Genomic DNA, 23,046 nt, shown 5'->3' on the forward strand with positions numbered 1-23,046 from the left:
CTCACGAGGAGACGGGTTCTTTTCTGTTTATGCTTGTTCTGTGACGTGCACCTTTAATGTTGCTTGTACTTCTGGGTGAAGCTTCACCGGTACATTTGTGTATCCTAGCGCACGGATGGCATCATTCAACTCGATTTTACGCTTATCGAGTTTGATTTGATGTTCTTTTTGCAATTTATCAGCGATCTGTTTGCTTGTGATCGATCCAAATAGACGACCGCCTTCACCTGATTTAGCAGTGAGTTCCACTGTCAGCGCCTCAAGTGTTTCTTTTAATTGTTTCGCTTGCTCAAGCTCTTGGATGGCATTCTTTTTCTCTTTGTTTTTCTGCCCTTCCAATGCACTTAGGTTCGTTGGAGTTGCTTCAACAGCTAACCCTTGTTTGATGAGAAAGTTGTGAGCGTATCCGTCAGCTACATTTTTGACTTCGCCTTTTTTCCCTTTGCCTTTTACGTCTTTTAGAAAGATGACTTTCATCTTTGAACCCCTCCTTCGAAATATTCGTCTATGGCAGCTTTTAACTTCTCTACCGCTTCTTCAATGGTTATACCATAAATCTGGGTCGCAGCGTTAGTTAAATGACCGCCACCATCTAATGCTTCCATAATAATTTGAACGTTGATATCCCCTAACGATCTTGCACTAATACAAACCGTATCGTCATCTCGCCTTGCGACAGCAAATGATGCTTCAACCTCACTCATCGACAAGAGAGAATCAGCCGTCTGTGCGATCGTAATTTGATCATAATACTCAGATCTGTCAGACGGCAAGGAAGCAATCGCTACCTGATTTTGATACAGCTCTGTATGCTGAATGAGCTTTGCCCGTTTGATGTAATGATCGACTGTCTCTTTCAAAAACTTTTGCACAAGGACAGGATCTGCCCCTTTTGCACGAAGGTAGGATGCTGCATCGAACGTTCTTGACCCCGTTCTGAGGGAGAAACTCTTCGTATCCACGATGATCCCAGCAAGGAGTGCTGTGGCTTCAATCATGTTAATCCGCAATTTCTTCGGCTGATACTCTAACAGCTCTGTCACAAGTTCTGCTGTAGATGAAGCATACGGCTCCATATAGACAAGTAAAGGATCACGGATAAATTCCTCACCACGTCTATGGTGGTCAATGACAACGACGTTTTCGATCTTATTTAGCAGTCGTTCTTCCATCACAAGCGACGGTTTATGTGTATCTACGACCACAAGCAATGTGTCATCCTTTGCAAGCTCCATCGCTTCCTCAGGCGTGATAAAACGGGACCAAAGTTCTTCATAATTCTTAATTTCACTAATTAAGCGTTGAACGCTGTCCCCAATCTGGTTGGCATCAATGACGATGTAACCTTCTTTTCCATTCGCCTGAGCAACCTTTAAAATCCCGATCGAGGCACCGATAGAATCCATGTCGGGGAACTTATGCCCCATGATCATGACATTACCGCTTTCAGATACAATTTCTTTTAAAGCATGTGAAATGACCCGTGCGCGTACTCGTGTCCGTTTTTCCATTGGATTGGTTTTCCCACCGTAGAATTTCACTTTCCCATTCGGCTGTTTAATCGCTACCTGATCTCCGCCCCGTCCGAGGGCAAGGTCAAGACTCGACTGCGCAAGTGCGCCAAGTTCTTTTAAAGAAGGAACAGACGCACCGATTCCAATACTAAGGGTAAGCGTGGCGCTATGTGCCCCTGTTTTCTCACGAACCTCGTCTAAAATGGAAAACTTCGACGCTTCAAGCTCTGCTAAGATGCTCTCGTTTAATACCGCCATAAATCGTTCAGATGAAATTCTTTTTAAGAAAATGCCGTATTCTTGTGCCCAATTGTTTAACAGCGATGTGACTTCACTATTTATCGCGCTGCGCACCTGATCATCGAGACCTTGTGTGACATCATCATAATTGTCTAAAAAGATATAAGATAACACCGTTCGTTCATTTTCATACTGTCTTTCAATCTGCACTTGTTCCGTGACATCAAAGAAATATAAAAGGCGCTCTGACCGTTTAATAATGACTTTGAATTTCCGGTCATTCAGCGTCACATTTTCTGTCTCAACCTCTTGTTTAATAAGAGGCACAATGGATTCAAATGTATCATACAAGGATCTGCCGACAAGTGTGCTTTCATGGAAGCACGAAGCGAGAAATGGATTGGTCCATTCGATATAATACTGGTCATTAAACAGCATAATACCAATTGGCATCTCCATTAATGCTTCTTCTCCAACCTTTTTGACTCGATAGGATAATGTTGAAATATATGAATCAATCTCTTTTTGCACCTGCGTATCTGCCCACTTTAAAAAGTAGAGCACACCCGCAAGGACTAAAAGACCAACCGCTCCTATGATCCAATTAAAATAAAGGTTGAGGAGGACTGTGATCACCGCAAGAACAATTAACGCGAAGATCGGATACTTGATGACAGGTTTTCGATAGAAGCTTGGCACTGATATCAACTCCTCAACATTCAGAGTGAATTATTTGTTTTTACTTTTTCTCTTAAATCAAAGCCTATGTCAGCAATCCCTATAATACGCACAATCACACCGATTGGCGGAAAGAGAATCGTCAATACGACGGCAAAAATGGGTACCACTTTTGAGATGTTTTTTTCGTGGCAATAATAGAAGATAAAAGAAAAGCCCTGAATAAGCACCAGTATAAATAAAATTTGAAAAGCACTCGTTTGCACGAGCGATAAAAAGCTGCCTTTCTCCGGCTGAATCAGCATCAAAAGCAGTGTGAGTAAATAATACCATACCATGCTTTTTGGCAGTCGCATATCCTTAAATTTCTTAAGAGCTGGCATGTCTGGAACAAACCGTTTGATCAACGGCCGCACAAACCAATGATTGACGAAAGACATCAGCGTGACAAAAATCAAAAGCGCTACAGGTAAAGAATTTAATGCCGTATCCTGCATCTCTCTAAACTGCTTGAGTTGTTTTGCTATGTCCTGATCAGAAGCGCCTGATTGTTTTAAGGTACTCTCTACCATCGGCATGATTTGGTCAATTGATTCCTTTGCGACACCCAGTATATCTACTTGAAACAGCTGGACACTGACAACAAAGTAAATGAGAAAACTGAATAAGTAGATCAGCGCACCCGTAATAATCGCCTGACCTGGCTGCCTCCTGCTGTAGAAAACACCCATACCTACTCCAACAGCAATCAGCATTGGCGCACTTAACAGCCCATTAATAGACCCAATTAAAAAGCTGATCACTATGCCAATAGCGCCAGCCGCAATTCCTTTTTTCAAGCCATGCCTGATTGTATAGAGAATGATCGGAATTGGAGCAGCCATGAAGAAAATAATGGATAAAAGTGGCACATACAAATAAAACAGCGTCATCACCGCAAAAATACTGATCATGATAGCGCCTTCTACTAACGCTTTTGTTTGTTTCACACCTTCACCTCAATCCAATCATTTTTCTATATCTTGCTCAATGTGTACTTCTATGTATACGTACGATGTACGCTCCGTCATATCTTGACCCAACCTTTATTTTACCATAGCCGCAAATCGCAAGTAAAATGCAGGCTATTCCAAGAGCGTTTCACGTGGAACAACTTAGATCGTCTTGTACATGCAACTTTTCAGACAGCATGTTACAATTTTTTAGATTATTCTTAGCTATAAACCCTGAATTCAAGGTCAAAAGCTGTTAGAATAGAAACATCATCAATAAAAGTAAGAAGGAGAATTCACATGGGAAAAACACTCGTATTCGGACACAAAAACCCTGACACAGACACGATTTGCTCTGCTATCGCTTACGCTGATCTGAAAAACAAAATTGGCGTTCAAGCAGAAGCTGTCAGACTTGGAGAAATCAATGGAGAAACACAATACGCATTAGATTTCTTTAAACAAGAAGCACCTCGTTTCATTGAAACGGCTGCAAACGAAACAAAACAAGTCATTCTTGTCGATCATAACGAATTCCAACAAAGTGTAAGCGATATTGATCAAGTACAAGTGACAGAGGTCATTGACCATCACCGTATTGCAAACTTTGAAACAAGTGAACCTCTTTACTATCGTGCTGAGCCAGTTGGCTGCACAGCAACGATCTTAAACAAAATGTACAAAGAGCACCAAGTCACAATTGAAAAAGAAATCGCTGGTTTGCTTTTGTCTGCGATCATTTCTGATTCCTTGCTATTCAAATCCCCAACATGCACACAGCAGGATGTTGATGCTGCGCATGAACTGGCAAAAATCGCAGGAGTAGACCCTGAAGTATATGGTTTAGATATGCTGAAAGCAGGAGCTGACCTAAGCCAAAAAACAGTTCAAGAATTAATCACACTGGATGCAAAAGAATTTGCACTAGGTAACAGCAAAGTCGAAATTGCACAAGTTAATACAGTTGATATTGCTGAAGTAACAGCAAGACAAGCTGACATCGAAGCAAAAATCAATGAAGTTATCGCAGCGAAAGGTCTTGATCTATTTGTTTTAGTGATCACAGACATTCTAGAAAATGACTCTCTTACGCTTGCACTTGGTGCTGAAGCAGCAAAAGTAGAAAAAGCATTTAATGTCACACTTGAAAACAACACTGCTTTACTCAAAGGTGTCGTATCAAGAAAGAAACAAGTCGTGCCTGCACTAACAGACGCACTTTCTTCATAAACTCAAAAAGACTGCTGACATCTTCAGCAGTCTTTTTTCTTCTTTTAGTGAATGTACATATTGCTGACAAGAACATCCTTTAGCACACTTGTTGGAATCGTGAATTCAACTACACCCATGTAACCAGGCGCCACATCATATTCGTTGAAGGAAATCACCAGTTTGCCTTTTGAATTGATATAGAAGCTTTGATCTGGCTGAATCTTCTTAAACGGGTCAACCGTATCTTGCTTCGTCATCCAGTAAATCTTATTTGAATCCTCTTTCATCTGTTTCTTCATTTGTTCTTTAATATTTTCACTAATCACATCAATATAACGGTCATCTTTAAACAGACTTGGTAATGTAATGAGTACATGGTTTTTCTTATCCACCGTATCATATGTCATTTCCTCTGCCGCAGAAGCCTGAGTTGTCACCTTGTATCGACCTAGTGAAAGAATTTGATCATTATTTGTTCTTACTTCATATCCGCTCTCTACACTCAAATGACCATTTTTATAACCCTTTGTTTCCTTTTCAAAATCTTGATACAGCTTTTTGTTTTCAGCTAAATATTTTTGATTCAGGCTGTCTTGTAATTTTCCGTCCCCAAGCCCTGAAACGTGTGGTGTTTTGAGATCAATATTTGTTCCCTGATCGCTCTTTTTAAATTCTGTGAACGTCACGACTTTCACCAGCTCTCCAATGACGGGTACTTCTGAAATCGCTCTTGCTGCCTGCGGACTGACATTTACAGTGGTGACAAATAAAGCAGCCGCAGCAACAAGTCCGATCGTCCATTTCTGAAAATGAGGTTTCTTGTTTTTTCGTTTTAATGTCCGTTCAACCATAGCATCGTATTCCGGGGGAATAGGGATTTCTAGATATTCTTCTTTTAACTGTTCCAAATGCTTATCCATTTATATTTCCTCCTGCGATAATTCTACTTTTAAAAGCCGCAACGCCTTATATAATCTTGTTTTAATGGTGTTTTCATTTTCTCCAAGAATATGAGCAATGTCCTCTAGCTTTAAATCCTCAAAGAATCTTAATATAATGATGGCCCGATACATCTCCGGCAAATCTTCTATCGCCCGTCTGACATCTTGATCCTCATAGACATCCGATTCACCCTGCGATAAAAATTCAAGCGTGTCATCGTCTGTCACTTGCACACGCTTCTTCTTTCGTAAAAAGTCGAGGGCAGCGTTTACGACGATTTTATAAAACCAGCTATGCATCTTGGTCGCATCCTCTAATCGGTGAACAGATTTGAGTGCTTTATGAATCGCCTCTTGAACGACATCCATCGCATCTTCTGGGTTTTTGACATAGCTATAGGACAATCGATAAAAACTGTGTTTATGCTCCATTACGTAATCCGCAAATTGATCATCAATCTTTCGTTTCTTCATTTTACAAAGAGCTCCTTTATCTTAAATGCGCATCTGTTATTTCTTACATTGGATAGACGCGCACCTGTTAAAAATAGTTTGCGCTCCATTATTTTTTTAACATGTCATCCCATTTACGTTTCTATACAAAAAGAGCGAACCTGACGGGTTCACTCTTTTAAAGCCGTTATTTTTTGATAAACAAATGGTTTGAGTGGTGAAAGCGGATGAATGATGGACACTCCTGTTTCCTGCTCCACCTGCTTTGCAGCGTGAACCATCGAGAGCTGCATCACACAAATATCTCCATGCTGCTTCACAGATTGCCTTAACTGCTCCATGATTCGCTCATGGTAGGCTTGCATCTCACCGTTCAAGCAAAGATGAAAGACATCCTCTAGCACAACCACTTCTGCCTTCAACTGCTTTCCCCGCTCTTTTACATATGAAGACAGTCGCTTCATCGTTCCTTCTACTGTATCTGGGTTTGAAAACACTAGCTGAAGCGGACCCTCTCGCTCACAAATCTGCTCAAATAACGGCTCGTCTATCGGAACAATTGGTTGTTTGAACAGGTGCTGCTCCCCTAGTGCCGCAATGTATTGTGTACACGTTAATAGAATAAGATCAGCTTCTCCTTCTTGCATGAGTCTGTTGATCGCATAGGTTTGCTGCTGCTCAAGATCAAATGCAGGATCTTGTTTGGCTCGTTCCATAAAGGATGAATCGACGATGTGATGCAGATCAAATCCTGTGTCATAGAAAGCGTCGTCAATGTAAGAAATATTAGATGGATGTGCGTGAAGGCAGTGTAATCGAATCATTAAGTCCGCTCCTCATAAAAGTTTTCACTCATTATATCAATCCTTGTATGAAATAGGGAGCAACATGACCATATTGTTAGGGAGATATTGAAGGAGGGATTCTACCTTGAAAGAAGATCAACAGCCTATATCATCTTCAGAGTCAGAAGAAACCTTGACGAATCGCCAAGGTCACCCGGTAACAGATAATCAAAACATGAGAACCGTTGGGAATAGAGGGCCGACTACGCTTGAAAACTACGATTTCCTAGAGAAAATCAGTCATTTTGATCGTGAACGCATCCCTGAACGTGTCGTTCACGCACGAGGTGCCGGCGCACACGGATACTTTGAAGCCTACGGTACATTCGGTGACGAACCCATTTCCACTTATACAAGAGCCAAATTATTTCAGGAGAAAGGAAAAAAGACCCCTGTCTTCGTTCGATTCTCTTCTGTTATTCACGGCGGACATTCACCAGAAACTTTACGCGATCCGCGGGGATTTGCGATCAAATTTTATACAGAAGACGGCAACTGGGATCTCGTTGGGAACAACCTCAAAATTTTCTTTATTCGAGATGCTTTGAAATTCCCTGATTTGGTTCATGCCTTTAAGCCTGACCCTGTCACCAATCGTCAGGATGGTGAGCGCATTTTTGATTTCGTTTCACAATCACCTGAAGCAACACATATGGTGACATTTCTCTTCTCGCCATGGGGCATTCCTGCCACATACCGGCACATGCAAGGCTCTGGCGTCCATGCCTATAAATGGGTGAATCATGAAGGAAAAGCAGTACTGGTCAAATATCACTTTGAACCGAAGCAAGGGATTCGCAACCTGACACAAGAACAAGCCCAAGCCATTCAAGGGGAAAACTTTAATCATGCCACACAGGATTTATATGAAGCCATTGAACAAGGGGATCATCCTGAATGGGAAGTATATGCTCAAATCATGGAAGATGACACCCACCCCCATCTAGACTTTGATCCACTCGATCCGACAAAGCTCTGGTACAAGGATGACTATCCATGGAAACCGATCGGACGAATGGTGCTAAACAAAAATCCAGAAAATTATTTTGCAGAAGTGGAACAGGTTGCCTTTGGGACGGGGGTTCTTGTAGACGGATTAGATTTCTCAGATGATAAATTGCTGCAAGGGCGTACCTTCTCTTACTCTGATACGCAGCGATATCGTGTCGGGCCAAATTATTTACAGCTGCCGATCAATGCCCCGAAAAAGCATGTTGCCACCAATCAGCGAGATGGGCAAATGGAATATCATGTGGATCAAGGAAAAGGACAAAACCCCCATGTGAATTATGAACCGTCCATTCTCGGGGGATTAAAAGAAGCGCAGCAAGATGGAAAGGATCATACGCCTTTTGTAGAGGGTGAAGTCAAACGAGAAGCCATTGACCGCCCGAACAATTTCGGACAAGCGGGAGAAACCTATCGCCGCTTCAATGATTGGGAACGTGAGGAACTGATTAAAAACTTAGTCAACACCTTAGCTACCTGCCAAAAAGACATCCAAGACCAAATGATCGAAAACTTTACAAAAGCTGATCCTGACTACGGAAAACGTGTGGCCGATGGCTTAAAAGCCTTCAAACAAGAGGAGCCAAGCGGACCCATTGGATCAACAGGCGCGGCACAGGCTGTCAATGATGCGATCAACAACAGCACCCCTTCAGATCCTTATTAATGAAAAAAGAATGCAGCGGAGTGGCTGCATTCTTTTTGTATACATCTATTAAGCGTTTTGACCTTTTTTGATCCATTCTGCTACATTCACTGTACGTTTCGCCTGATGTTTTGCGGCTGCTTCTGCATCCTCTTGGATCTTTCCATTTTGGTCAACAGTCACACTCACACCATAAGGGTTACCCCCTGCGCCGTATAGGGAATCATCCGTGTAGCCAGGAGCGGCAATAATGGCTCCCCAGTGGAACATCGTTGTATACAGGCTCAGAACCGTCTGCTCCTGTCCGCCATTTGGGTTTTGTGCAGATGTCATCGCACTCACTGCTTTGTTTGCTAGTTTCCCTTGGAACCATAAACCGCCTGTTGTGTCTAAGAATTGTTTCATTTGAGCCGGTAAGTTACCGAAACGTGTCGGCATGCTGAAAATAATGGCATCTGCCCACTCTAAGTCACTTAACTGAACCTCAGGGACATCTTTTGTTTCATCTAAATGTGCTTTCCATGCTGGATTTGATGCAACAACTGCTTCTGGTGCCAATTCAGGAACCTTTAAAATTTTGACTTCAGCACCAGCTTCTTTCGCTCCAGCCTCCGCCCATTTCGCCATCTGATAGTTTGTACCTGTTGAACTATAATAAATAATCGCTAGTTTTACGTTTTCCACTTGTTCCATCTCCTTTTGTTTGGTTTGCCCAAAAAGCTTCTGTAAAAATCCCACCTGTATTCCCCACCTTATTTAAATTGACGACGATACCACAATGCCGCAGCATCGACTTCTTCTCTCGTTAGCTGATGTCCACGATTTTCCCAATGAAGCGTTACGGATGCTCCCGCCTCCTGAAGCAGTTGCTCCAGTTCCTGAGATTCCTCAGGACGGCACATTGGATCATTTTCACCAGCTGCTATAAAGACTTGTTTCCCCGCTAATGAAGGTAATGAAACCCCTCGTCTTGGGACCATTGGATGATGCAGGATCGCTCCTTTCAGCGCATCTCCGTAATGGAATAACAGACTTCCAGCAATATTCGCCCCGTTTGAATAGCCGATGGCTACCACATTGTGACGATCAAATCCATACTTATCTGCTGCTTCCCCGATAAATGTATATAATTCCTCTGTACGCTCAATTAAATCTTGCTCATCAAAAACACCCTCTGCCAAACGCCTGAAAAAACGCGGCATGCCGTTTTCTGATACATTTCCTCTCACACTAAGAACAGATGCTTCAGGGTCTACCACTTCTGCAAGCGGCAATAAGTCTTGCTCTGTCCCGCCAGTTCCATGCAGCATGAGAAGGACAGGTTTTTGTTCATTCTTTCCTTTTTGAAAAAGATGCTTCATCATGAATCTCCTTTCCCTTTGATTTCTCTTACCTCAATCGGCAGCACGATTTGTTCAATTTGACTACGCTGCGCCTCATATTGCGGCGGCAGTTTCAACGCTTCACCCATCGTTTCCACAGATTCATCGTGTGCAAACCCTGGAGGATCGGTCGCAATCTCAAATAATATGCCGCCAAGCTCTCTAAAATAAATGGCATTGAAATAATTTCGATCTTGCACAGGCGTCACTTGATATCCGCTTTGCGCAACATGTCTTTGCCAATCTAATTGATCCTGATCATCTGTTGCTCTCCACGCAATATGATGTACAACACCCACGCCCATACGTCCTCGTGCAACAGGTGTCTTGTTCACATCAATGACATTGCCGATTTCTCCAAACGAACGGAATCTCACATAATCTCCTTCCGTGCCGACTTTTTCAAGTCCCATCGTTTGCTCTAGCAGCTGCATCGTTTGCTCAGGCTGTGAAGTTAATAAAACAGCTCCACCAAACCCTTTAATCGCTACTTCTGGTGTTACCCCATTAAATGTCCAGTCATTCTGTTTTCCTTCTTCACGCTCTACAAGTTCTATCAATAAACCGTGCGGATCTTCAAATGAGAGAAAGGCCTCACCAAAGCGTTCAATCATTTCATAAGAAACGTTAAATTGCTCAAGGCGTTCCTTCCAAAAAGAGAAGGCACCGGTCGGTACGACATATGTTGTCACGCCTACTTGACCTGCTCCAATTTGTCCCTTTTGTGCACCTGGCCAAGGGAAAAACGTAATAATGGTACCTGGTGAACCTCCTTCATTTCCAAAATATAAATGGTATGTGCCTGGATCATCAAAATTGACAGTCTTTTTCACGAGACGAAGACCTAAAACACCTGCATAAAAATCAACGTTCTCCTGAGGATGACCAACAATTGCTGTGATATGGTGAATTCCTTCTGTTTTCTTCACTTCTAATGACCTCCTCTTCATGACGTAACATGTCCCTACTCATTATGTCTTGACTGATGCTTTTATATTATCTCGAATTCGAGATATATGACTAAAAAATATATTTATCTCGAATTAAGGATATTCCTTTTTGAAATAGATGTCAATGATTTTTGTTTTTTTCTTTTCAAAAGCAGGCCGCTTTGTTATAGCAGACCTGCTTTCCCTTGATTATTGAAGCAATTTTTTCTTTTTTAAATAGGCTTCGGCTACTTGGAATGCATCTTTCCCCTTCACATTGACTTCGTAATTCATTTCTCTCATCTCATCATCTGTGATTTGACCAGCAAGCTTGTTGAGAGAGGCCTCAATATCAGGATACTCTTTTAATGTCTCCTGTCTTAGCAAGGGCGCTCCTTGATAGGGCGGGAAAACATGCTTGTCATCATCAAGCACCTTCAACTTGTATTGTCTCAATTCACTGTCTGTCGAATACGCATCGACCAACTGAATATTCCCTTTTTGAATGGCTCGATATCGAAGTTTCGGTTCCATCGTGACCACATCGTCAAAAGAAAACTGATAAGCTTTTTGAATGCCTAAATATCCATCCTGACGATCAGAAAACTCTAAAGTAAAGCCAGCACGTATACGATTCTTGATTTGACCCAGATCTGAAATCTTTGATAAATCATATTGATCCGCTAGTGATTGAGGCACGGCTAAAGCATATGTATTGTTATAAGCCATCGGCTGAAGAAGCTGAAGCTGAAAGGATGACGCCAAACCTTGGCGCGCTTGCTCATACACTTTTTCCTTATCCGTGCTTTTCGCTGTTTCTTTCAGAAATTCAGAAATCGCTGTCCCTGTAAATTCAGGATAGATGTCAATATCACCAGACCGCAGTGCTTGAAAAACAAAGGACGTCTTACCAAGACCAGGCTTAAGATTGACTTGGATATCTGTATCCTGCTCAATTAAAAGCTTATACATGGAGATCAAAATTTCAGGCTCTGACCCCAGCTTCCCTCCAATGGTGATCTCTTTCTTTTCTTGTTGAAACAGCAATGGGGCAGCGACAACTGCTCCTGCTATTACAGCAAAGACCGTCACAGAGATCACGGTTTTTTTAAAGGAGATTTTCTCAAGTGTCCGCAAAACCACATCAAATAAGAGCGCAAGTAATGCAGCTGGAATAGCTCCAATGATGATCAAAGACATATCATTTCGATCAATTCCAAGCAAAATCAGACTCCCTAATCCACCTGCACCAATAAGAGCTGCAAGAGTGGCTGTCCCTACAATCAGGACCATCCCCGTTCGGATACCTGCCATGATCACCGGCATAGCAAGAGGGAGTTCTACTTTTAATAAGCGTTTGCGGTGATTCATTCCCATAGCGAGCGCCGCTTCTCGCAGCGACGGATCGACCTCACGAATGCCTGTATATGTGTTCCTTAAAATAGGAAGAAGAGCATAGACGACAAGAGCGATAATTGCGGGCACTTGACCAATCCCAACGAGAGGAATCAGCAGTCCAAGCAGCGCCAAAGACGGAATTGTCTGCAAGACAGCCGTCACCCCAATGATCCACTCTGCTATCTTAGGGACTCTCGTTAAATAAATCCCTAATGGAATGGCAATCAAAATCGCTAGAAATAACGCAATGAAGGAAATTTGAATATGCTCAAGTAAGGCGTGTCCGAGCTGATCTTTTCGAGCCCATAGCACACTGGTCCATTCATTCATGTGTCTCGCCCCTCTCAGCAGAAGTACCGGCTAAATACTGAATCACCGCTTGACGAGTGATGAGCCCGATCCGTTCCCCATCCTTTTCAACAACAAGCTCTTCATGCTCTGCCAGTCGAGATAGAACCTCTTCCAGCGTCGCATGGATGGAGACCACCTCATCGCCTAACAGATCATCTTGAGGCATGGGCTGATAAATAGTTGTCAGCTCAAATGCTTGATGGTCTACATGACGGGCAGCTCCTGAAACAAACTCCCGCACAAATGGATTAACTGGATGCTGAATCAATTCCTCTGGGCGTCCAACCTGCACCACTTTTCCTTCATTCATCACACATATTCGATCTCCAAGCTTCATGGCTTCCTGCATATCATGTGTCACAAAAACGATGGTCTTTTGAATACGGCGCTGTAACTCAAGCAGATCATCTTGTAATTTCTCTCTCGTCAGTGGATCTAACGCACTAAAAGGTTCATCCATTAGGACAATCTCAGGATCAGCAGCAAGTGCCCGTGCTACGCCTACTCGCTGCTGCTGTCCTCCTGAAAGCTCTGCTGGCTTTCGATGTCGATAGGTAGAAGGCTCAAGCCCCACCATGAACATCAACTCATCAACACGCTGATTCGTCTCAGTCCGCTTCCATTGTTTCAGCTCTGGCACTACAGCAATATTCTCTTCTATGGTCATATGAGGGAACAACGCTATTTGCTGAAGCACATAACCAATATCCCAGCGCAGCTCATAAATATCATAATCGCTGATGGTTCGACCCTTTATGTAAATCTCACCTTCTGTAGAAGAGATGAGACGATTAATCATTTTCAAAGTCGTCGTTTTCCCGCTTCCACTAGGTCCAATCAATACAAAAAATTCACCTTTCTGAATCTCCAAATCAACAGATTGAACGGCATAGCGGTCATCAGAAAATTGCATCGATACATTCTTAAATTCAATCATCTTCCCACGCCCTGACTGCAAGTATATTTTAAAATACCAATATGACAGATTAACCTAGTATTTGTATAGAACAAACTGTCACGTTAACTCTCTTTTTACATACTTCCCCTAGTTAGACTGCCAGAAACTACTTTCTCATAAAAGTGAGACAAATAAAAAAAGCGAAGAGCTCAAGGCCCTTCGCTTTTAAGTCAACGACTTACTCACCAGTAACGTATGGAAGTAATGCCATTTGACGTGATTTTTTAATCGCTAATGTCAATTTACGTTGATACTTAGCGCTAGTTCCTGTTACACGACGAGGTAAAATTTTACCACGCTCAGAAACAAACTTTCTAAGAAGATCAACATCTTTGTAATCGATGTGCGTGATTCCGTTAGAAGTAAAGAAACATACTTTACGACGTTTCGCACGACCGCCTCTGCGTCCACCTGCCATTTGTTTTCACACCTTTCCTTTGGTCATTTTTTTCAGATCAATTAGAATGGCAAATCATCATCGGAGATGTCAATCGGTTTACCATCATTCGCAAATGGGTCATCATTGAAGCTATTTCCCTGATTACGATTTTGGTTGTTTTGATTGCCATATGGATTTTGACTTGGTTCATTTCCAAATGGATTCTGATCATTTTGGCTGCCGCCATAATACTGGCCTCCGCTATTACCACCGCCGCTGTATCCACCTGAACCAGCACCGCCGCTTTTAGGCTCAAGAAATTGAACACTTTCAGCTTGAACTTCTGTCACGAAGACACGTTGTCCTTGCTGGTTTTCATAGTTTCTTGTCTGCAAGCGACCGTCTACACCGGCAAGACTTCCTTTTTTCAAGAAATTAGCCACGTTCTCGGCTTGTCTTCTCCAAGTAACACAGTTAATGAAATCGGCTTCACGCTCTCCAGATTGATTCGTAAACGTACGATTCACAGCTAGAGTAAACGTGGCTACAGCCGCACCATTAGGCGTGTAGCGAAGCTCAGGGTCTTTTGTTAGTCTTCCGACCAATACAACACGGTTTAGCATATTGAAAGACCACCTTTAAATATATATTTCAATGATTTATTCTTCTTCTTTAACAACAATGTGGCGAATGATATCGTCACTGATCTTAGCTAAGCGGTCAAATTCTTGAACTGCTGCAGCGTCAGATTGAACGTTTACGATTTGGTAGAAGCCTTCACGAAAATCATTGATTTCGTATGCAAGACGACGTTTACCCCAATCCTTTGTTCCAGTGATCTCCGCACCGTTAGAAGTTAACACGTTATTAAAACGGTCGATAACTGCTTTTTTAGCCTCATCGTCAACTGTTGGGCGGATGATGTACATAACTTCGTACTTTCTCATCTGATTGCACCTCCTTTTGGTCTAAGCGGCCCTATACGGGCAAGGAGCAATAAATTATATTACTCACAATTGTATATTATAACAAATTACTTTGCCTATGACAAGAACCTATACGTTAAAACGGAAATGAATGACGTCTCCATCTTTCACTATATATTCTTTACCTTCTAAACGAACTTTTCCTGCTTCTTTTGCAGCAGACATACTTCCGCCAGCTAGTAAATCTTCATAAGCAACCGTTTCAGCACGAATAAATCCACGCTCGAAGTCCGTATGAATGATTCCAGCACATTCCGGCGCCTTCATTCCTTTTTTAAATGTCCAAGCACGTACTTCTTGCTCACCTGCTGTGAAATACGTAGCTAAACCTAGAAGTGAATAAGACGCTTTAATCAACTGATCTAGACCTGATTCTTTAATGCCAAGCTCTTCAAGGAACATTTGCTTCTCTTCTCCTTCAAGCTCTGCAATTTCAGACTCAATCTTCGCACAAACAACGATGACTTCAGCGTTTTCGCCAGATGCAAACTCACGAATTTGCTGTACATATTCGTTTCCGTCCTGATCTGCTACTTCGTCCTCACTCACATTTGCTACATACAGAATAGGTTTTGACGTGAGTAAATGAAGTTGCTTCACAAGCTTCTGCTGCTCATCTGTAAATTCAACCGATCTTGCAGATTTTCCAGCTTCAAATGCGTCCTTCAGCTTTTCCAAAATATCAAATTCAGCTACCGCTTCCTTATCTTTTTGTTTCGCAAGCTTACTCACACGAGTTAAACGCTTTTCAACTGTTTCTAGATCAGCCAAAATCAATTCTAAATTAATCGTTTCAATATCTGACACTGGGTCAACCTTACCTGACACATGTGTAATGTTATCATCAGCAAATGCTCTCACCACGTGACAGATTGCATCTACTTGACGAATGTGAGAAAGGAATTTATTCCCTAAACCTTCTCCTTTAGATGCCCCTTTCACAATACCAGCAATATCAGTGAATTCGAAAGCAGTCGGAACTGTCTTTTTTGGCTGCACTAATTCTGTCAGTTTTTGCAAACGCTCGTCTGGAACTTCTACAATTCCGACGTTTGGATCAATGGTACAGAACGGATAGTTAGCAGACTCCGCTCCAGCCTGTGTAATTGCATTAAATAGCGTTGACTTCCCGACGTTAGGTAAGCCAACAATACCAGCTGTTAAAGCCATTCTTTCATCTCCTCTATATGAAACGTGCTCGTTATACTGCGTAATATGAACCTAGAGCAATTATAAGTAGGTTTACATGAAAAGACAAGCTAACCATCATGCATTTTCAATAGAAGAAACATTACCAAAAAGACTAAATCGGAGCTTTAAAATGAGAAATTACAGCTGTTTCTCTGAACAAAAGACAAATTTCATCAAAAAAGCATGAGGCCTACTTAAGCAGTTGGCTCCTCATGCTTGACGAGAATTTTCTTCATTTTTCGTTCAAAATCTCTTCTTGGGATCATCACGCTGTGCCCGCACCCTTCGCATTTAATACGAATATCCATGCCCAAACGAATAACTTTCCACCGATTGGCACCACATGGATGGGGTTTTTTCATTTCAACGACGTCATGTAACCCAAATGCTTTGTCTGCCATCAGCATTCACCTCTCTTGCTCACTTCATTAAATCTATTGTACAAAAAAATGCCGATAGAGAGCAATGCACAAAATAAAGAGCCGCTGTCATGTATCAATCCCGTTCTTTTTTATAGAAAAAACCCTTCTTTTAGATCATTTTATTTGTGACCAATAGTTACTTAAACTCCGCTTTTTTTCAATATTGTCACAAACACTGTAGGTCAAAAGGTTTTTATTGGTAGAACGCTGTGGTTTTTCCATATTTTTTGATTTATGATATCTGCATAAATGTTATGTGAGGGAGCAGGTACGATGGTCAATCGAAAGGATAGATTAACCGACAAAGATTATAAAATCATATCCGATCACGCTGGAAACGCAGAGAATTACCAGCAGAACCATACGATAGAAGTAGGTCAGCATACGCTCACTGTCAACGATTTTCTAAAAATAGATCATCAATTATATGGTTTAACGATGCAGCAGGAACAGTCAGATGAGTTCATTGTCGCGTTTCACTGTCCTCTGCCAAAACAAATGACGGTGACATCGACACAAGATGTTCAAACGGCTACCCAATCATTGTTAAAAACGGATTATGCCTACCCCATTGAAAGAAAATCCTTAGCCGGGAAACAAGATCATGTCTTTTTTAAAGGGAAGGAATACATCAAGGACGTCTGTCAGAAGCACCCGAATGCAACCATCTATCTCACTGGACAAGCGCTTGCCGGTGCTGTTTGTGCTTACATTGCGACAGAACAGCCAGCTGTCAAAAAAGCCATCACATTCGATAGCCCAAATATATGGAGCAGCCTGGCACCTTCCATTCAGCAAAAAGCAGTAGAAGGAAAATATAACCATGTTCTCACGGAATATATTCAACCCAATCATTATGTAGGATTACTCAATCGCCATGATCATGGAGTTGGACAAGTCAAGTACACCGTACCGCCCCGGGAGCAGGGATCGGTCCAAGAATCCATAAAATATAAACCAAGAGAAATTGACACCTTTTTAAGATCAGCTTTTGCATCAATGAATATAGAGTGGAACGAATCGTTTGATACAAATGCATTTTTAGCTCTCGTTTCAGGAGAATTTAAAGTAAATGGGTATTCATTCCATTCGAATGGAACCGCTCGTATTTTAGATGAACAGCTTGATCACAATACAAGTTTTACAGCGATGCTTTTACAAGAAATCCATTCAGGCCGTGCATATGCACAAAGCGGGCTTGAAATTATCATAAAATCCCATTTACTAAAAAATTCATCTTATGATCTACAAAGTATTATTGAACATGAAGTACACACTGTATTTGAGAAAATAGATGGAATTGATGATAGTGTAAAAGATGCCGTCCATCATGTAAAACAAGAACTGAAAGGACTTGTCGGCTTCGGTCACTATGATTTATTAACCCATAGCGATGTAGAAGCACTGTTAGAGGAAGTAAGGATGGAGCAGCCGCAATCAACCTTTTATTCTCATGAAAAACAACTGAATGCCTTGTACACCTTGAGAGACTACGAACAAGAACTTTCCACCCTTTCAAGACATATGTACACAATGGGTGATGACTATGCAAAGGCAGATAGACGCCTTGCGATGCAAATGGGTATTCGTTAAGAAAGGAGTCGCCGTATGATCAATCAAAATAAACCTCCTAGTGACGCCCAGCGTTTCTTGCAAAATGTGAGTGCTCGCCGCTCCATGTCTGTATTCGAAAGTCAATCTGCACCACAAACACAATCGCAATCACCTGAAGAAATTGCCGCTATTCAGGCCATGCGCAGAGAAGGACAACGAAAAGATTTAAAGCGATTGCTGAAAATGCGGCTTCACGATGAATTGGCAAACACACGCATGCACTTGGAGTACCAATTGTCCAAAACAGAAGACATGATGAACCAGACAACCATTGTCAAACAACACGTATCCCAGCATTTAAAGGGACAAGCCATCTCAGAAATAGAGGAACGCATGCAGCGTCTCCAGCACATGCCTGTATATGACGATATCAAGGAAGCGATTGATTCCATTCGGATAAAATAAGCACTTCTCTTTAAAAGAGAGGTGTTTATTTTATTTTATTTTATCAGTATAATTTTTAGAACGGAAAAATATCTTTTTACTTAAAATCGGATACAGCATTAAACAGACAAGCAAATAAAGATTGAGCAAGCTGTAAATCGGATACAAGAAAGCAATCAAATCAGCAAATCCAAGAGAGGTTAAAGGTGCCATCAAAAGAAGCATGATGAATACAATGAACCAGCGGGGCATTCGTATAAAAGAGAGCATGCGGCTGGATAAACCAAATAATCCCGCAGCGGTTGTTGTATAAATCGCTAAACAAAGAACAATGGTCATAAACACAAACAATGATGTTGGTGCCCCCTCTAATACTGTAAACAAAGGAATCCCTTCTGCTGAAAGACTCCCAGAAATATCAACTAGTATTTCGTTATACACATAAGAAATGACACCAAAAATCAAACCGCTTAATATACTCGCAACTTTGGCCTCTCCAAGCCCCTTCATTTCTTTCCCCACTGAAGATAGCACCGCCACAACAGATAATATATTCAAAGAAGCAAAGACGATACTGGCAGGCCAATTGTATTGCTGGCCAAAATCAATTCTCCACATATGATCATGATTCATATAATAAAAAACAAACGCATAGATGAGCCCCGCCACCAAAATTGGTATAATGAAAGCATTCACAGATAAGAGCCCTTTCACATCCCAGAAAAAAATCATAAATGAGAATAAACAAAATGCACCGATTCCAACCCAAAATGGCACATGATACATCTCAAGTGTCACCCCGCCACCGGCAATCATGACTGTTGTTGTCGTGAATAGATAAAGAACAATTAAAATATCATACACCTTGGCCAGCCAAGGACCTACAAGACGCTCTAACACCGGCACAAAATGATCGGCACGAACCTCATAACTGATTTTTAACACCACATAGGTAGACAGCATAAACATGAGCGTAAACAGTAGAATGGCTAGTCCGCTATCAAGGCCAAAAAACTGCCAAATTTCTTGACCGGAGGCATATCCCGCTCCTATCAAGCTTCCTAAAATTAAAAGCGTCCACCTTGAACCAGCCTTCCACACAATCATCACCTCATAGGTATAGAATTAAGCTTGTTTCCGTATACTGATACTAACTACTATGACAAGGAAGTGAGACCTATGAATAGCAAGAACGGTCTTTTTTTAAGAAATAGGGTGAAAGAATACGTGTCCCATACGGATACAAATGCCATTCAGCAGCTTAAAAGTATTTTATTCTCGCATCTTCAGAAAGCAGGAAAAAGACCCGTTGCCATCGTCTGCATAGGAACAGACCGCTCAACCGGTGACTCTCTAGGTCCACTTGTAGGAACAAAGCTTTCAAGTCTTGATTTAAAAAAGCTGCATGTATACGGCACTCTCTCTGACCCAGTGCATGCGGTCAATTTAAAGGAAAAGCTCGCTGAAATTGAACAAGCTCATAAACACCCATTTATCGTAGCCGTTGATGCCTGTTTAGGTAGAGTGAAAAGTGTAGGATCGTTTCAAATTGGAGAAGGACCGTTAAAGCCCGGTGCAGGTGTGCAAAAAGAGCTGCCAGAAGTAGGTAATATTCATATTAATGGAATCGTCAACGTGAGCGGTTTTATGGAATACTTCGTTCTCCAAAACACACGTCTTCATCTTGTAATGTCTATGGCCAATACACTTTCTGAAAGTCTATCCCACATTGATCAAATGGATTGGACGAGAGAAAAAAGCCGTTCTCTTTTCACCCCTATTCAAAATATCACGGGAAGAATATAAAAAAGACCATCTCATATCAAGATGGTCATTCCGATGATTCTCTCGTAGAAAGCAATTCAAGGATTCTTTCTAAATCTTCATTTGAGAGAAATTCAATCTCAATTTTCCCTTTTTTCTTCTGTTTCTTGATCGTCACTGAAGTACCAAAGTAATTTTGTAAGAAAGATTCTCTTTCTTTCAACATGCGATCCTTTGGTGCTTCTTTTTTCTTTGTTTCACGTGGAACATTTTCATTTAATTGCTGAACAAGTTTCTCAACCTGACGGACATTCAATCCTTCGTCCACGACCTTCTTTACTAATGGCGCCAGCTTCTTTTTGTTTTTCAAACTAAGCAGCGTGCGTCCATGTCCCATGGATAATGTTCCATCCGCAATCAGCTTTTGTACTTCATCTGGTAATGTTAATAGACGAAGGTGGTTCGCAATATGCGGTCTGCTTTTTCCTAACCGCTTGGCTAATTCCTCTTGAGTCACACTTAAGTGATCTAGTAAGGAGGCATAGGCTTCCGCTTCCTCTAATGGAGATAAATCCTCGCGCTGTAAGTTTTCTAAAAGAGCGATCTCCCTCATCAGTGTTTCTGAAAATTCCCTGACGATCGCAGGAATCGTTGTCAAACCAGCTTGTTGTGCTGCACGGAAACGGCGTTCTCCTGCGACAATGTCATATCCTTTAATCGATTTACGAACAATAATCGGCTGTAAAACACCATGCTGCTGAATCGATTCCTTGAGATCAGACAATGCATCATCATCAAACGTTTTCCTCGGCTGATAAGGGTTCGGGCGCAAATCCTTCAACTTAATTTCTTCGACAGTTTCTTCATTGGAATCCACATTGTTAAATAGCGCATTAATACCCTTTCCAAGACCTTTAGCCATTCGCATCCACTTCCTTTGCTAAGTCTAAATAGACATCTGCACCTCTTGAACGTGGATCATACAAAATAATTGGCTTCCCATGACTAGGAGCCTCACTCAGCCTCACATTTCTTGGAATGACGGTCTGATAGACTTTATCTCTAAAGTACTTCTTCACTTCTTCGATAACCTGAATCCCAAGATTTGTTCTGGCATCAAGCATTGTCAGCAAGACACCTTCAATGGCAAGATCAGTATTTAAATGTTTCTGCACGAGACGAACTGTGTTTAACAATTGACTCAATCCTTCAAGCGCATAATATTCACACTGAACCGGTATTAAAACAGAATCGGATGCAGTTAACGCATTAATCGTCAGTAATCCAAGCGATGGCGGGCAGTCAATAATCATATAATCATAATTTTGCTTCACAGATTCAAGTGCTCTTTTCAACCTCACTTCACGTGAGATTGTAGGCACAAGCTCAATTTCAGCCCCTGCAAGCTGTATCGTCGCAGGAATGACATCAAGATTTTCGACCTCTGTCGTCTTAATCACATCAAGTACATCTGCATCGTCTACTAAAATATCGTACACGCACTTCTCTACGTCGGCCTTCTCAATCCCAATACCACTCGTGGCATTTCCCTGCGGATCAATATCAACTAACAACACTCGTTTTCCTATGTATGCTAAACACGCACCCAAATTAACAGAAGTTGTCGTCTTCCCAACGCCGCCCTTCTGGTTGGTAATCGCTATGATTTTCCCCACGATGTCACCCACTTTCAACTTAACAAGTTTCTCATTCATTCATACTTCCTATTCTATCAAAAAAAGTATGAAACGTTTGCTTTTTTTGTTCCCCCATTATAAATTCGTGAATGAATCTGTGTTTCCGTACATGAATAGATGCATAAAAATACGTTTTAAAAGTATATTAATATATCTTTTTGAAGAAAATAACGAGACAAAAAACCCCCACTTTTATAAAAGTGAGGGAGATACAATCAAAAGTTTAGCCCGCCAATTTTTCGGCCTTCACTTACAATGACTTTAGGTGTCACTGTTTTATAGTTCTTCTTTTTCAAAAAACCATAGGGTGCTTTAATGGTAAATGTGGCATGTCCAACAGCGTCCCCGGTTTTCGCGTAAGCCTGCCATACAATCTTTGAACAATAAGTAGGGTCCAAGGATTGAATAGACATAGTGATCGAATATCGAGCCTTCGGATGGTCTTTCACGTAATCATGCGCCCAATCCCCTGCTAAATCTGCCTTTTCCTGATGATTAATCCGAATCACCTTTGTATTGGCACTATAGCGAAACCAGCTTTGAATCGAATCAATATTTGGATGCTGCCGGAACCCAGGAATGGATGCATAGCTTTTCTCATTAATGACGATGCCTGCATGACCAATTAAACCATTCAAAGCACCAGTGCTCGTCACCAATATATCCCCTTTTTGAGGCATAATATCGGTTCCAGGATACGGTTTACCAAAAAGATGGCGAATGGTATTCGGTCTTTCATCTGTTACCATTTCATCCTGTTTGTTTTGCCTTAAACCATAGTTCTCCAAATCATCATCAGCTGTGATCACATCGATCGCATCGTCCTGAGACGCTTGCTCTTGATTTAATTGTTGAACCGTTACATCTGTCGAAACCACACCTTGTTTCTTCAGAGTACTCAGTTCTTCTTTCGTAATCGTTTCTTCTTCCGCTGAATGAGTATCATGATTCGTTGACGTGCTCACAGCAAATACAGTCGTTTCATTTGAAAAAAGAGAAAAAGAGATTAGTAAATAACAGATAATAGCAAAAACAGTCTTTTTCATTTTCATCAGTTATATG

The 23,046-nt window shown here is 41.6% G+C and carries 25 protein-coding genes; 5 read left to right on the plus strand and 20 right to left on the minus strand.

The genetic code is table 11. The annotated features are described in order from the left end of the window. Positions 1 to 27: 27 nt before the first annotated feature. The 3 genes from rplI to ACSBQP_RS13535 are packed head-to-tail and all read right to left on the minus strand — an operon-like array spanning position 28 to position 3,421. Positions 28 to 477, minus strand: a complete 450-nt coding sequence (gene rplI, locus ACSBQP_RS13525; protein ID WP_007497423.1) for a 50S ribosomal protein L9 — start codon at positions 475 to 477, stop codon at positions 28 to 30. Continuing rightward, entirely contained in the window at positions 474 to 2,453 is a 1,980-nt protein-coding gene (locus ACSBQP_RS13530) for a DHH family phosphoesterase (RefSeq protein ID WP_017359884.1), read from the minus strand. The genes rplI and ACSBQP_RS13530 overlap by 4 nt, the downstream gene beginning before the upstream one ends. Positions 2,454 to 2,473: 20 nt before the next feature. Then, a complete protein-coding gene (locus ACSBQP_RS13535; RefSeq protein WP_025208334.1) occupies positions 2,474 to 3,421 on the minus strand; it encodes a YybS family protein in 948 nt (315 codons plus the stop codon). Between the two features lie 303 nt (positions 3,422 to 3,724). Here ACSBQP_RS13535 and ACSBQP_RS13540 point away from each other — a divergent pair, with 303 nt between their 5' ends. Beyond that, a complete protein-coding gene (locus tag ACSBQP_RS13540) occupies positions 3,725 to 4,654 on the plus strand; it encodes a manganese-dependent inorganic pyrophosphatase (RefSeq protein WP_024718447.1) in 930 nt (309 codons plus the stop codon). A gap of 44 nt (positions 4,655 to 4,698) precedes the next feature. Here ACSBQP_RS13540 and ACSBQP_RS13545 read toward each other — a convergent pair whose 3' ends face one another. From ACSBQP_RS13545 to ACSBQP_RS13555, 3 genes are all read right to left on the minus strand, one after another. Continuing rightward, on the minus strand, positions 4,699 to 5,556 hold the full coding sequence (locus tag ACSBQP_RS13545; protein ID WP_057078787.1) for a DUF3298 and DUF4163 domain-containing protein: 858 nt from the start codon (positions 5,554 to 5,556) through the stop codon (positions 4,699 to 4,701). Continuing rightward, positions 5,557 to 6,051 carry an RNA polymerase sigma factor gene (locus tag ACSBQP_RS13550; RefSeq protein ID WP_035704097.1) on the minus strand — a complete coding sequence of 165 codons (495 nt, stop codon included), beginning with the start codon at positions 6,049 to 6,051 and terminating at the stop codon, positions 5,557 to 5,559. It abuts the gene before it with no gap. A gap of 149 nt (positions 6,052 to 6,200) precedes the next feature. Continuing rightward, positions 6,201 to 6,854, minus strand: coding sequence for a hypothetical protein (locus ACSBQP_RS13555; RefSeq protein WP_108611549.1), 654 nt, complete (start codon positions 6,852 to 6,854; stop codon positions 6,201 to 6,203). Positions 6,855 to 7,050: 196 nt separating this feature from the next. Here ACSBQP_RS13555 and katX point away from each other — a divergent pair, with 196 nt between their 5' ends. After that, entirely contained in the window at positions 7,051 to 8,550 is a 1,500-nt protein-coding gene (gene katX / locus ACSBQP_RS13560; protein WP_230677060.1) for a catalase KatX, read from the plus strand. A 48-nt stretch (positions 8,551 to 8,598) separates the two neighbouring features. On the opposite strand, the gene wrbA is transcribed toward katX, so the two are convergent. The 10 genes from wrbA to ACSBQP_RS13610 all read right to left on the minus strand — a co-directional run bounded on the left by wrbA (position 8,599) and on the right by ACSBQP_RS13610 (position 16,504). Further along, on the minus strand, positions 8,599 to 9,222 hold the full coding sequence (gene wrbA / locus ACSBQP_RS13565; RefSeq protein WP_045034926.1) for an NAD(P)H:quinone oxidoreductase: 624 nt from the start codon (positions 9,220 to 9,222) through the stop codon (positions 8,599 to 8,601). Positions 9,223 to 9,281: 59 nt separating this feature from the next. Then, positions 9,282 to 9,893 carry an alpha/beta hydrolase gene (locus tag ACSBQP_RS13570; RefSeq protein WP_024718443.1) on the minus strand — a complete coding sequence of 204 codons (612 nt, stop codon included), beginning with the start codon at positions 9,891 to 9,893 and terminating at the stop codon, positions 9,282 to 9,284. Further along, on the minus strand, positions 9,890 to 10,861 hold the full coding sequence (locus ACSBQP_RS13575) for a ring-cleaving dioxygenase (RefSeq protein ID WP_234898359.1): 972 nt from the start codon (positions 10,859 to 10,861) through the stop codon (positions 9,890 to 9,892). Before ACSBQP_RS13575 ends, ACSBQP_RS13570 begins: the two co-directional genes overlap by 4 nt. A gap of 189 nt (positions 10,862 to 11,050) precedes the next feature. Further along, positions 11,051 to 12,568, minus strand: a complete 1,518-nt coding sequence (locus tag ACSBQP_RS13580) for an ABC transporter permease/substrate-binding protein (RefSeq protein ID WP_017368461.1) — start codon at positions 12,566 to 12,568, stop codon at positions 11,051 to 11,053. Then, a complete protein-coding gene (locus tag ACSBQP_RS13585) occupies positions 12,561 to 13,526 on the minus strand; it encodes an ABC transporter ATP-binding protein (protein WP_008347553.1) in 966 nt (321 codons plus the stop codon). The genes ACSBQP_RS13580 and ACSBQP_RS13585 overlap by 8 nt, the downstream gene beginning before the upstream one ends. A gap of 199 nt (positions 13,527 to 13,725) precedes the next feature. Then, on the minus strand, positions 13,726 to 13,965 hold the full coding sequence (rpsR, locus tag ACSBQP_RS13590) for a 30S ribosomal protein S18 (protein ID WP_008347556.1): 240 nt from the start codon (positions 13,963 to 13,965) through the stop codon (positions 13,726 to 13,728). A 41-nt stretch (positions 13,966 to 14,006) separates the two neighbouring features. Then, positions 14,007 to 14,549, minus strand: a complete 543-nt coding sequence (ssbA, locus tag ACSBQP_RS13595) for a single-stranded DNA-binding protein SsbA (RefSeq protein ID WP_007497456.1) — start codon at positions 14,547 to 14,549, stop codon at positions 14,007 to 14,009. A gap of 36 nt (positions 14,550 to 14,585) precedes the next feature. Then, complete coding sequence (gene rpsF, locus ACSBQP_RS13600; protein WP_008347557.1) at positions 14,586 to 14,873, minus strand: 30S ribosomal protein S6; 288 nt, start codon at positions 14,871 to 14,873, stop codon at positions 14,586 to 14,588. Between the two features lie 108 nt (positions 14,874 to 14,981). Next, positions 14,982 to 16,082, minus strand: a complete 1,101-nt coding sequence (gene ychF / locus ACSBQP_RS13605) for a redox-regulated ATPase YchF (protein ID WP_007497458.1) — start codon at positions 16,080 to 16,082, stop codon at positions 14,982 to 14,984. 215 nt (positions 16,083 to 16,297) lie between these two features. Continuing rightward, positions 16,298 to 16,504, minus strand: a complete 207-nt coding sequence (locus ACSBQP_RS13610) for a DUF951 domain-containing protein (protein ID WP_008347561.1) — start codon at positions 16,502 to 16,504, stop codon at positions 16,298 to 16,300. A 294-nt stretch (positions 16,505 to 16,798) separates the two neighbouring features. On the opposite strand from ACSBQP_RS13610, the gene ACSBQP_RS13615 reads away from it, so the two are divergent. Further along, entirely contained in the window at positions 16,799 to 18,118 is a 1,320-nt protein-coding gene (locus ACSBQP_RS13615) for a hypothetical protein (protein WP_025208341.1), read from the plus strand. 15 nt (positions 18,119 to 18,133) lie between these two features. Continuing rightward, positions 18,134 to 18,544, plus strand: a complete 411-nt coding sequence (locus ACSBQP_RS13620) for a hypothetical protein (RefSeq protein ID WP_007497462.1) — start codon at positions 18,134 to 18,136, stop codon at positions 18,542 to 18,544. A gap of 30 nt (positions 18,545 to 18,574) precedes the next feature. Here ACSBQP_RS13620 and ACSBQP_RS13625 read toward each other — a convergent pair whose 3' ends face one another. Continuing rightward, positions 18,575 to 19,630 (minus strand): YkvI family membrane protein, encoded by a 1,056-nt coding sequence (locus ACSBQP_RS13625; RefSeq protein ID WP_007497464.1) that lies wholly within the window; start codon positions 19,628 to 19,630, stop codon positions 18,575 to 18,577. Positions 19,631 to 19,702: 72 nt separating this feature from the next. On the opposite strand from ACSBQP_RS13625, the gene yyaC reads away from it, so the two are divergent. Then, positions 19,703 to 20,329 carry a spore protease YyaC gene (yyaC, locus tag ACSBQP_RS13630; RefSeq protein WP_025208343.1) on the plus strand — a complete coding sequence of 209 codons (627 nt, stop codon included), beginning with the start codon at positions 19,703 to 19,705 and terminating at the stop codon, positions 20,327 to 20,329. A 25-nt stretch (positions 20,330 to 20,354) separates the two neighbouring features. Here yyaC and ACSBQP_RS13635 read toward each other — a convergent pair whose 3' ends face one another. From ACSBQP_RS13635 to ACSBQP_RS13645, 3 genes are all read right to left on the minus strand, one after another. Continuing rightward, on the minus strand, positions 20,355 to 21,209 hold the full coding sequence (locus tag ACSBQP_RS13635) for a ParB/RepB/Spo0J family partition protein (protein ID WP_017359871.1): 855 nt from the start codon (positions 21,207 to 21,209) through the stop codon (positions 20,355 to 20,357). Continuing rightward, on the minus strand, positions 21,202 to 21,963 hold the full coding sequence (gene soj / locus ACSBQP_RS13640) for a sporulation initiation inhibitor protein Soj (protein ID WP_008360890.1): 762 nt from the start codon (positions 21,961 to 21,963) through the stop codon (positions 21,202 to 21,204). Before soj ends, ACSBQP_RS13635 begins: the two co-directional genes overlap by 8 nt. Before the next feature lie 236 nt (positions 21,964 to 22,199). Further along, positions 22,200 to 23,036 (minus strand): orthopoxovirus pf05708 family protein, encoded by an 837-nt coding sequence (locus tag ACSBQP_RS13645; protein ID WP_435028495.1) that lies wholly within the window; start codon positions 23,034 to 23,036, stop codon positions 22,200 to 22,202. Positions 23,037 to 23,046: the final 10 nt, after the last annotated feature.

The sequence above is a fragment of the Bacillus sp. G402 genome, assembly GCF_051172515.1.
Classification (GTDB): Bacteria; Bacillota; Bacilli; order Bacillales; family Bacillaceae; genus Bacillus; species Bacillus altitudinis.

What these genes read in the sequence shown, in the direction of transcription:
- rplI (WP_007497423.1), bottom strand. Translation starts at nt 477, where the DNA reads ATGAAAGTCATCTTTCTAAAAGACGTAAAAGGCAAAGGGAAAAAAGGC.
- ACSBQP_RS13540 (WP_024718447.1), top strand. Translation starts at nt 3,725, where the DNA reads ATGGGAAAAACACTCGTATTCGGACACAAAAACCCTGACACAGACACG.
- ACSBQP_RS13545 (WP_057078787.1), bottom strand. Translation starts at nt 5,556, where the DNA reads ATGGATAAGCATTTGGAACAGTTAAAAGAAGAATATCTAGAAATCCCT.
- ACSBQP_RS13550 (WP_035704097.1), bottom strand. Translation starts at nt 6,051, where the DNA reads ATGAAGAAACGAAAGATTGATGATCAATTTGCGGATTACGTAATGGAG.
- ACSBQP_RS13555 (WP_108611549.1), bottom strand. Translation starts at nt 6,854, where the DNA reads ATGATTCGATTACACTGCCTTCACGCACATCCATCTAATATTTCTTAC.
- katX (WP_230677060.1), top strand. Translation starts at nt 7,051, where the DNA reads ATGAGAACCGTTGGGAATAGAGGGCCGACTACGCTTGAAAACTACGAT.
- wrbA (WP_045034926.1), bottom strand. Translation starts at nt 9,222, where the DNA reads ATGGAACAAGTGGAAAACGTAAAACTAGCGATTATTTATTATAGTTCA.
- ACSBQP_RS13570 (WP_024718443.1), bottom strand. Translation starts at nt 9,893, where the DNA reads ATGATGAAGCATCTTTTTCAAAAAGGAAAGAATGAACAAAAACCTGTC.
- ACSBQP_RS13575 (WP_234898359.1), bottom strand. Translation starts at nt 10,861, where the DNA reads ATGAAGAGGAGGTCATTAGAAGTGAAGAAAACAGAAGGAATTCACCAT.
- ACSBQP_RS13580 (WP_017368461.1), bottom strand. Translation starts at nt 12,568, where the DNA reads ATGAATGAATGGACCAGTGTGCTATGGGCTCGAAAAGATCAGCTCGGA.
- ACSBQP_RS13585 (WP_008347553.1), bottom strand. Translation starts at nt 13,526, where the DNA reads ATGATTGAATTTAAGAATGTATCGATGCAATTTTCTGATGACCGCTAT.
- rpsR (WP_008347556.1), bottom strand. Translation starts at nt 13,965, where the DNA reads ATGGCAGGTGGACGCAGAGGCGGTCGTGCGAAACGTCGTAAAGTATGT.
- ssbA (WP_007497456.1), bottom strand. Translation starts at nt 14,549, where the DNA reads ATGCTAAACCGTGTTGTATTGGTCGGAAGACTAACAAAAGACCCTGAG.
- rpsF (WP_008347557.1), bottom strand. Translation starts at nt 14,873, where the DNA reads ATGAGAAAGTACGAAGTTATGTACATCATCCGCCCAACAGTTGACGAT.
- ychF (WP_007497458.1), bottom strand. Translation starts at nt 16,082, where the DNA reads ATGGCTTTAACAGCTGGTATTGTTGGCTTACCTAACGTCGGGAAGTCA.
- ACSBQP_RS13610 (WP_008347561.1), bottom strand. Translation starts at nt 16,504, where the DNA reads ATGGCAGACAAAGCATTTGGGTTACATGACGTCGTTGAAATGAAAAAA.
- ACSBQP_RS13615 (WP_025208341.1), top strand. Translation starts at nt 16,799, where the DNA reads ATGGTCAATCGAAAGGATAGATTAACCGACAAAGATTATAAAATCATA.
- ACSBQP_RS13620 (WP_007497462.1), top strand. Translation starts at nt 18,134, where the DNA reads ATGATCAATCAAAATAAACCTCCTAGTGACGCCCAGCGTTTCTTGCAA.
- ACSBQP_RS13625 (WP_007497464.1), bottom strand. Translation starts at nt 19,630, where the DNA reads ATGATTGTGTGGAAGGCTGGTTCAAGGTGGACGCTTTTAATTTTAGGA.
- yyaC (WP_025208343.1), top strand. Translation starts at nt 19,703, where the DNA reads ATGAATAGCAAGAACGGTCTTTTTTTAAGAAATAGGGTGAAAGAATAC.
- ACSBQP_RS13635 (WP_017359871.1), bottom strand. Translation starts at nt 21,209, where the DNA reads ATGGCTAAAGGTCTTGGAAAGGGTATTAATGCGCTATTTAACAATGTG.
- ACSBQP_RS13645 (WP_435028495.1), bottom strand. Translation starts at nt 23,036, where the DNA reads ATGAAAATGAAAAAGACTGTTTTTGCTATTATCTGTTATTTACTAATC.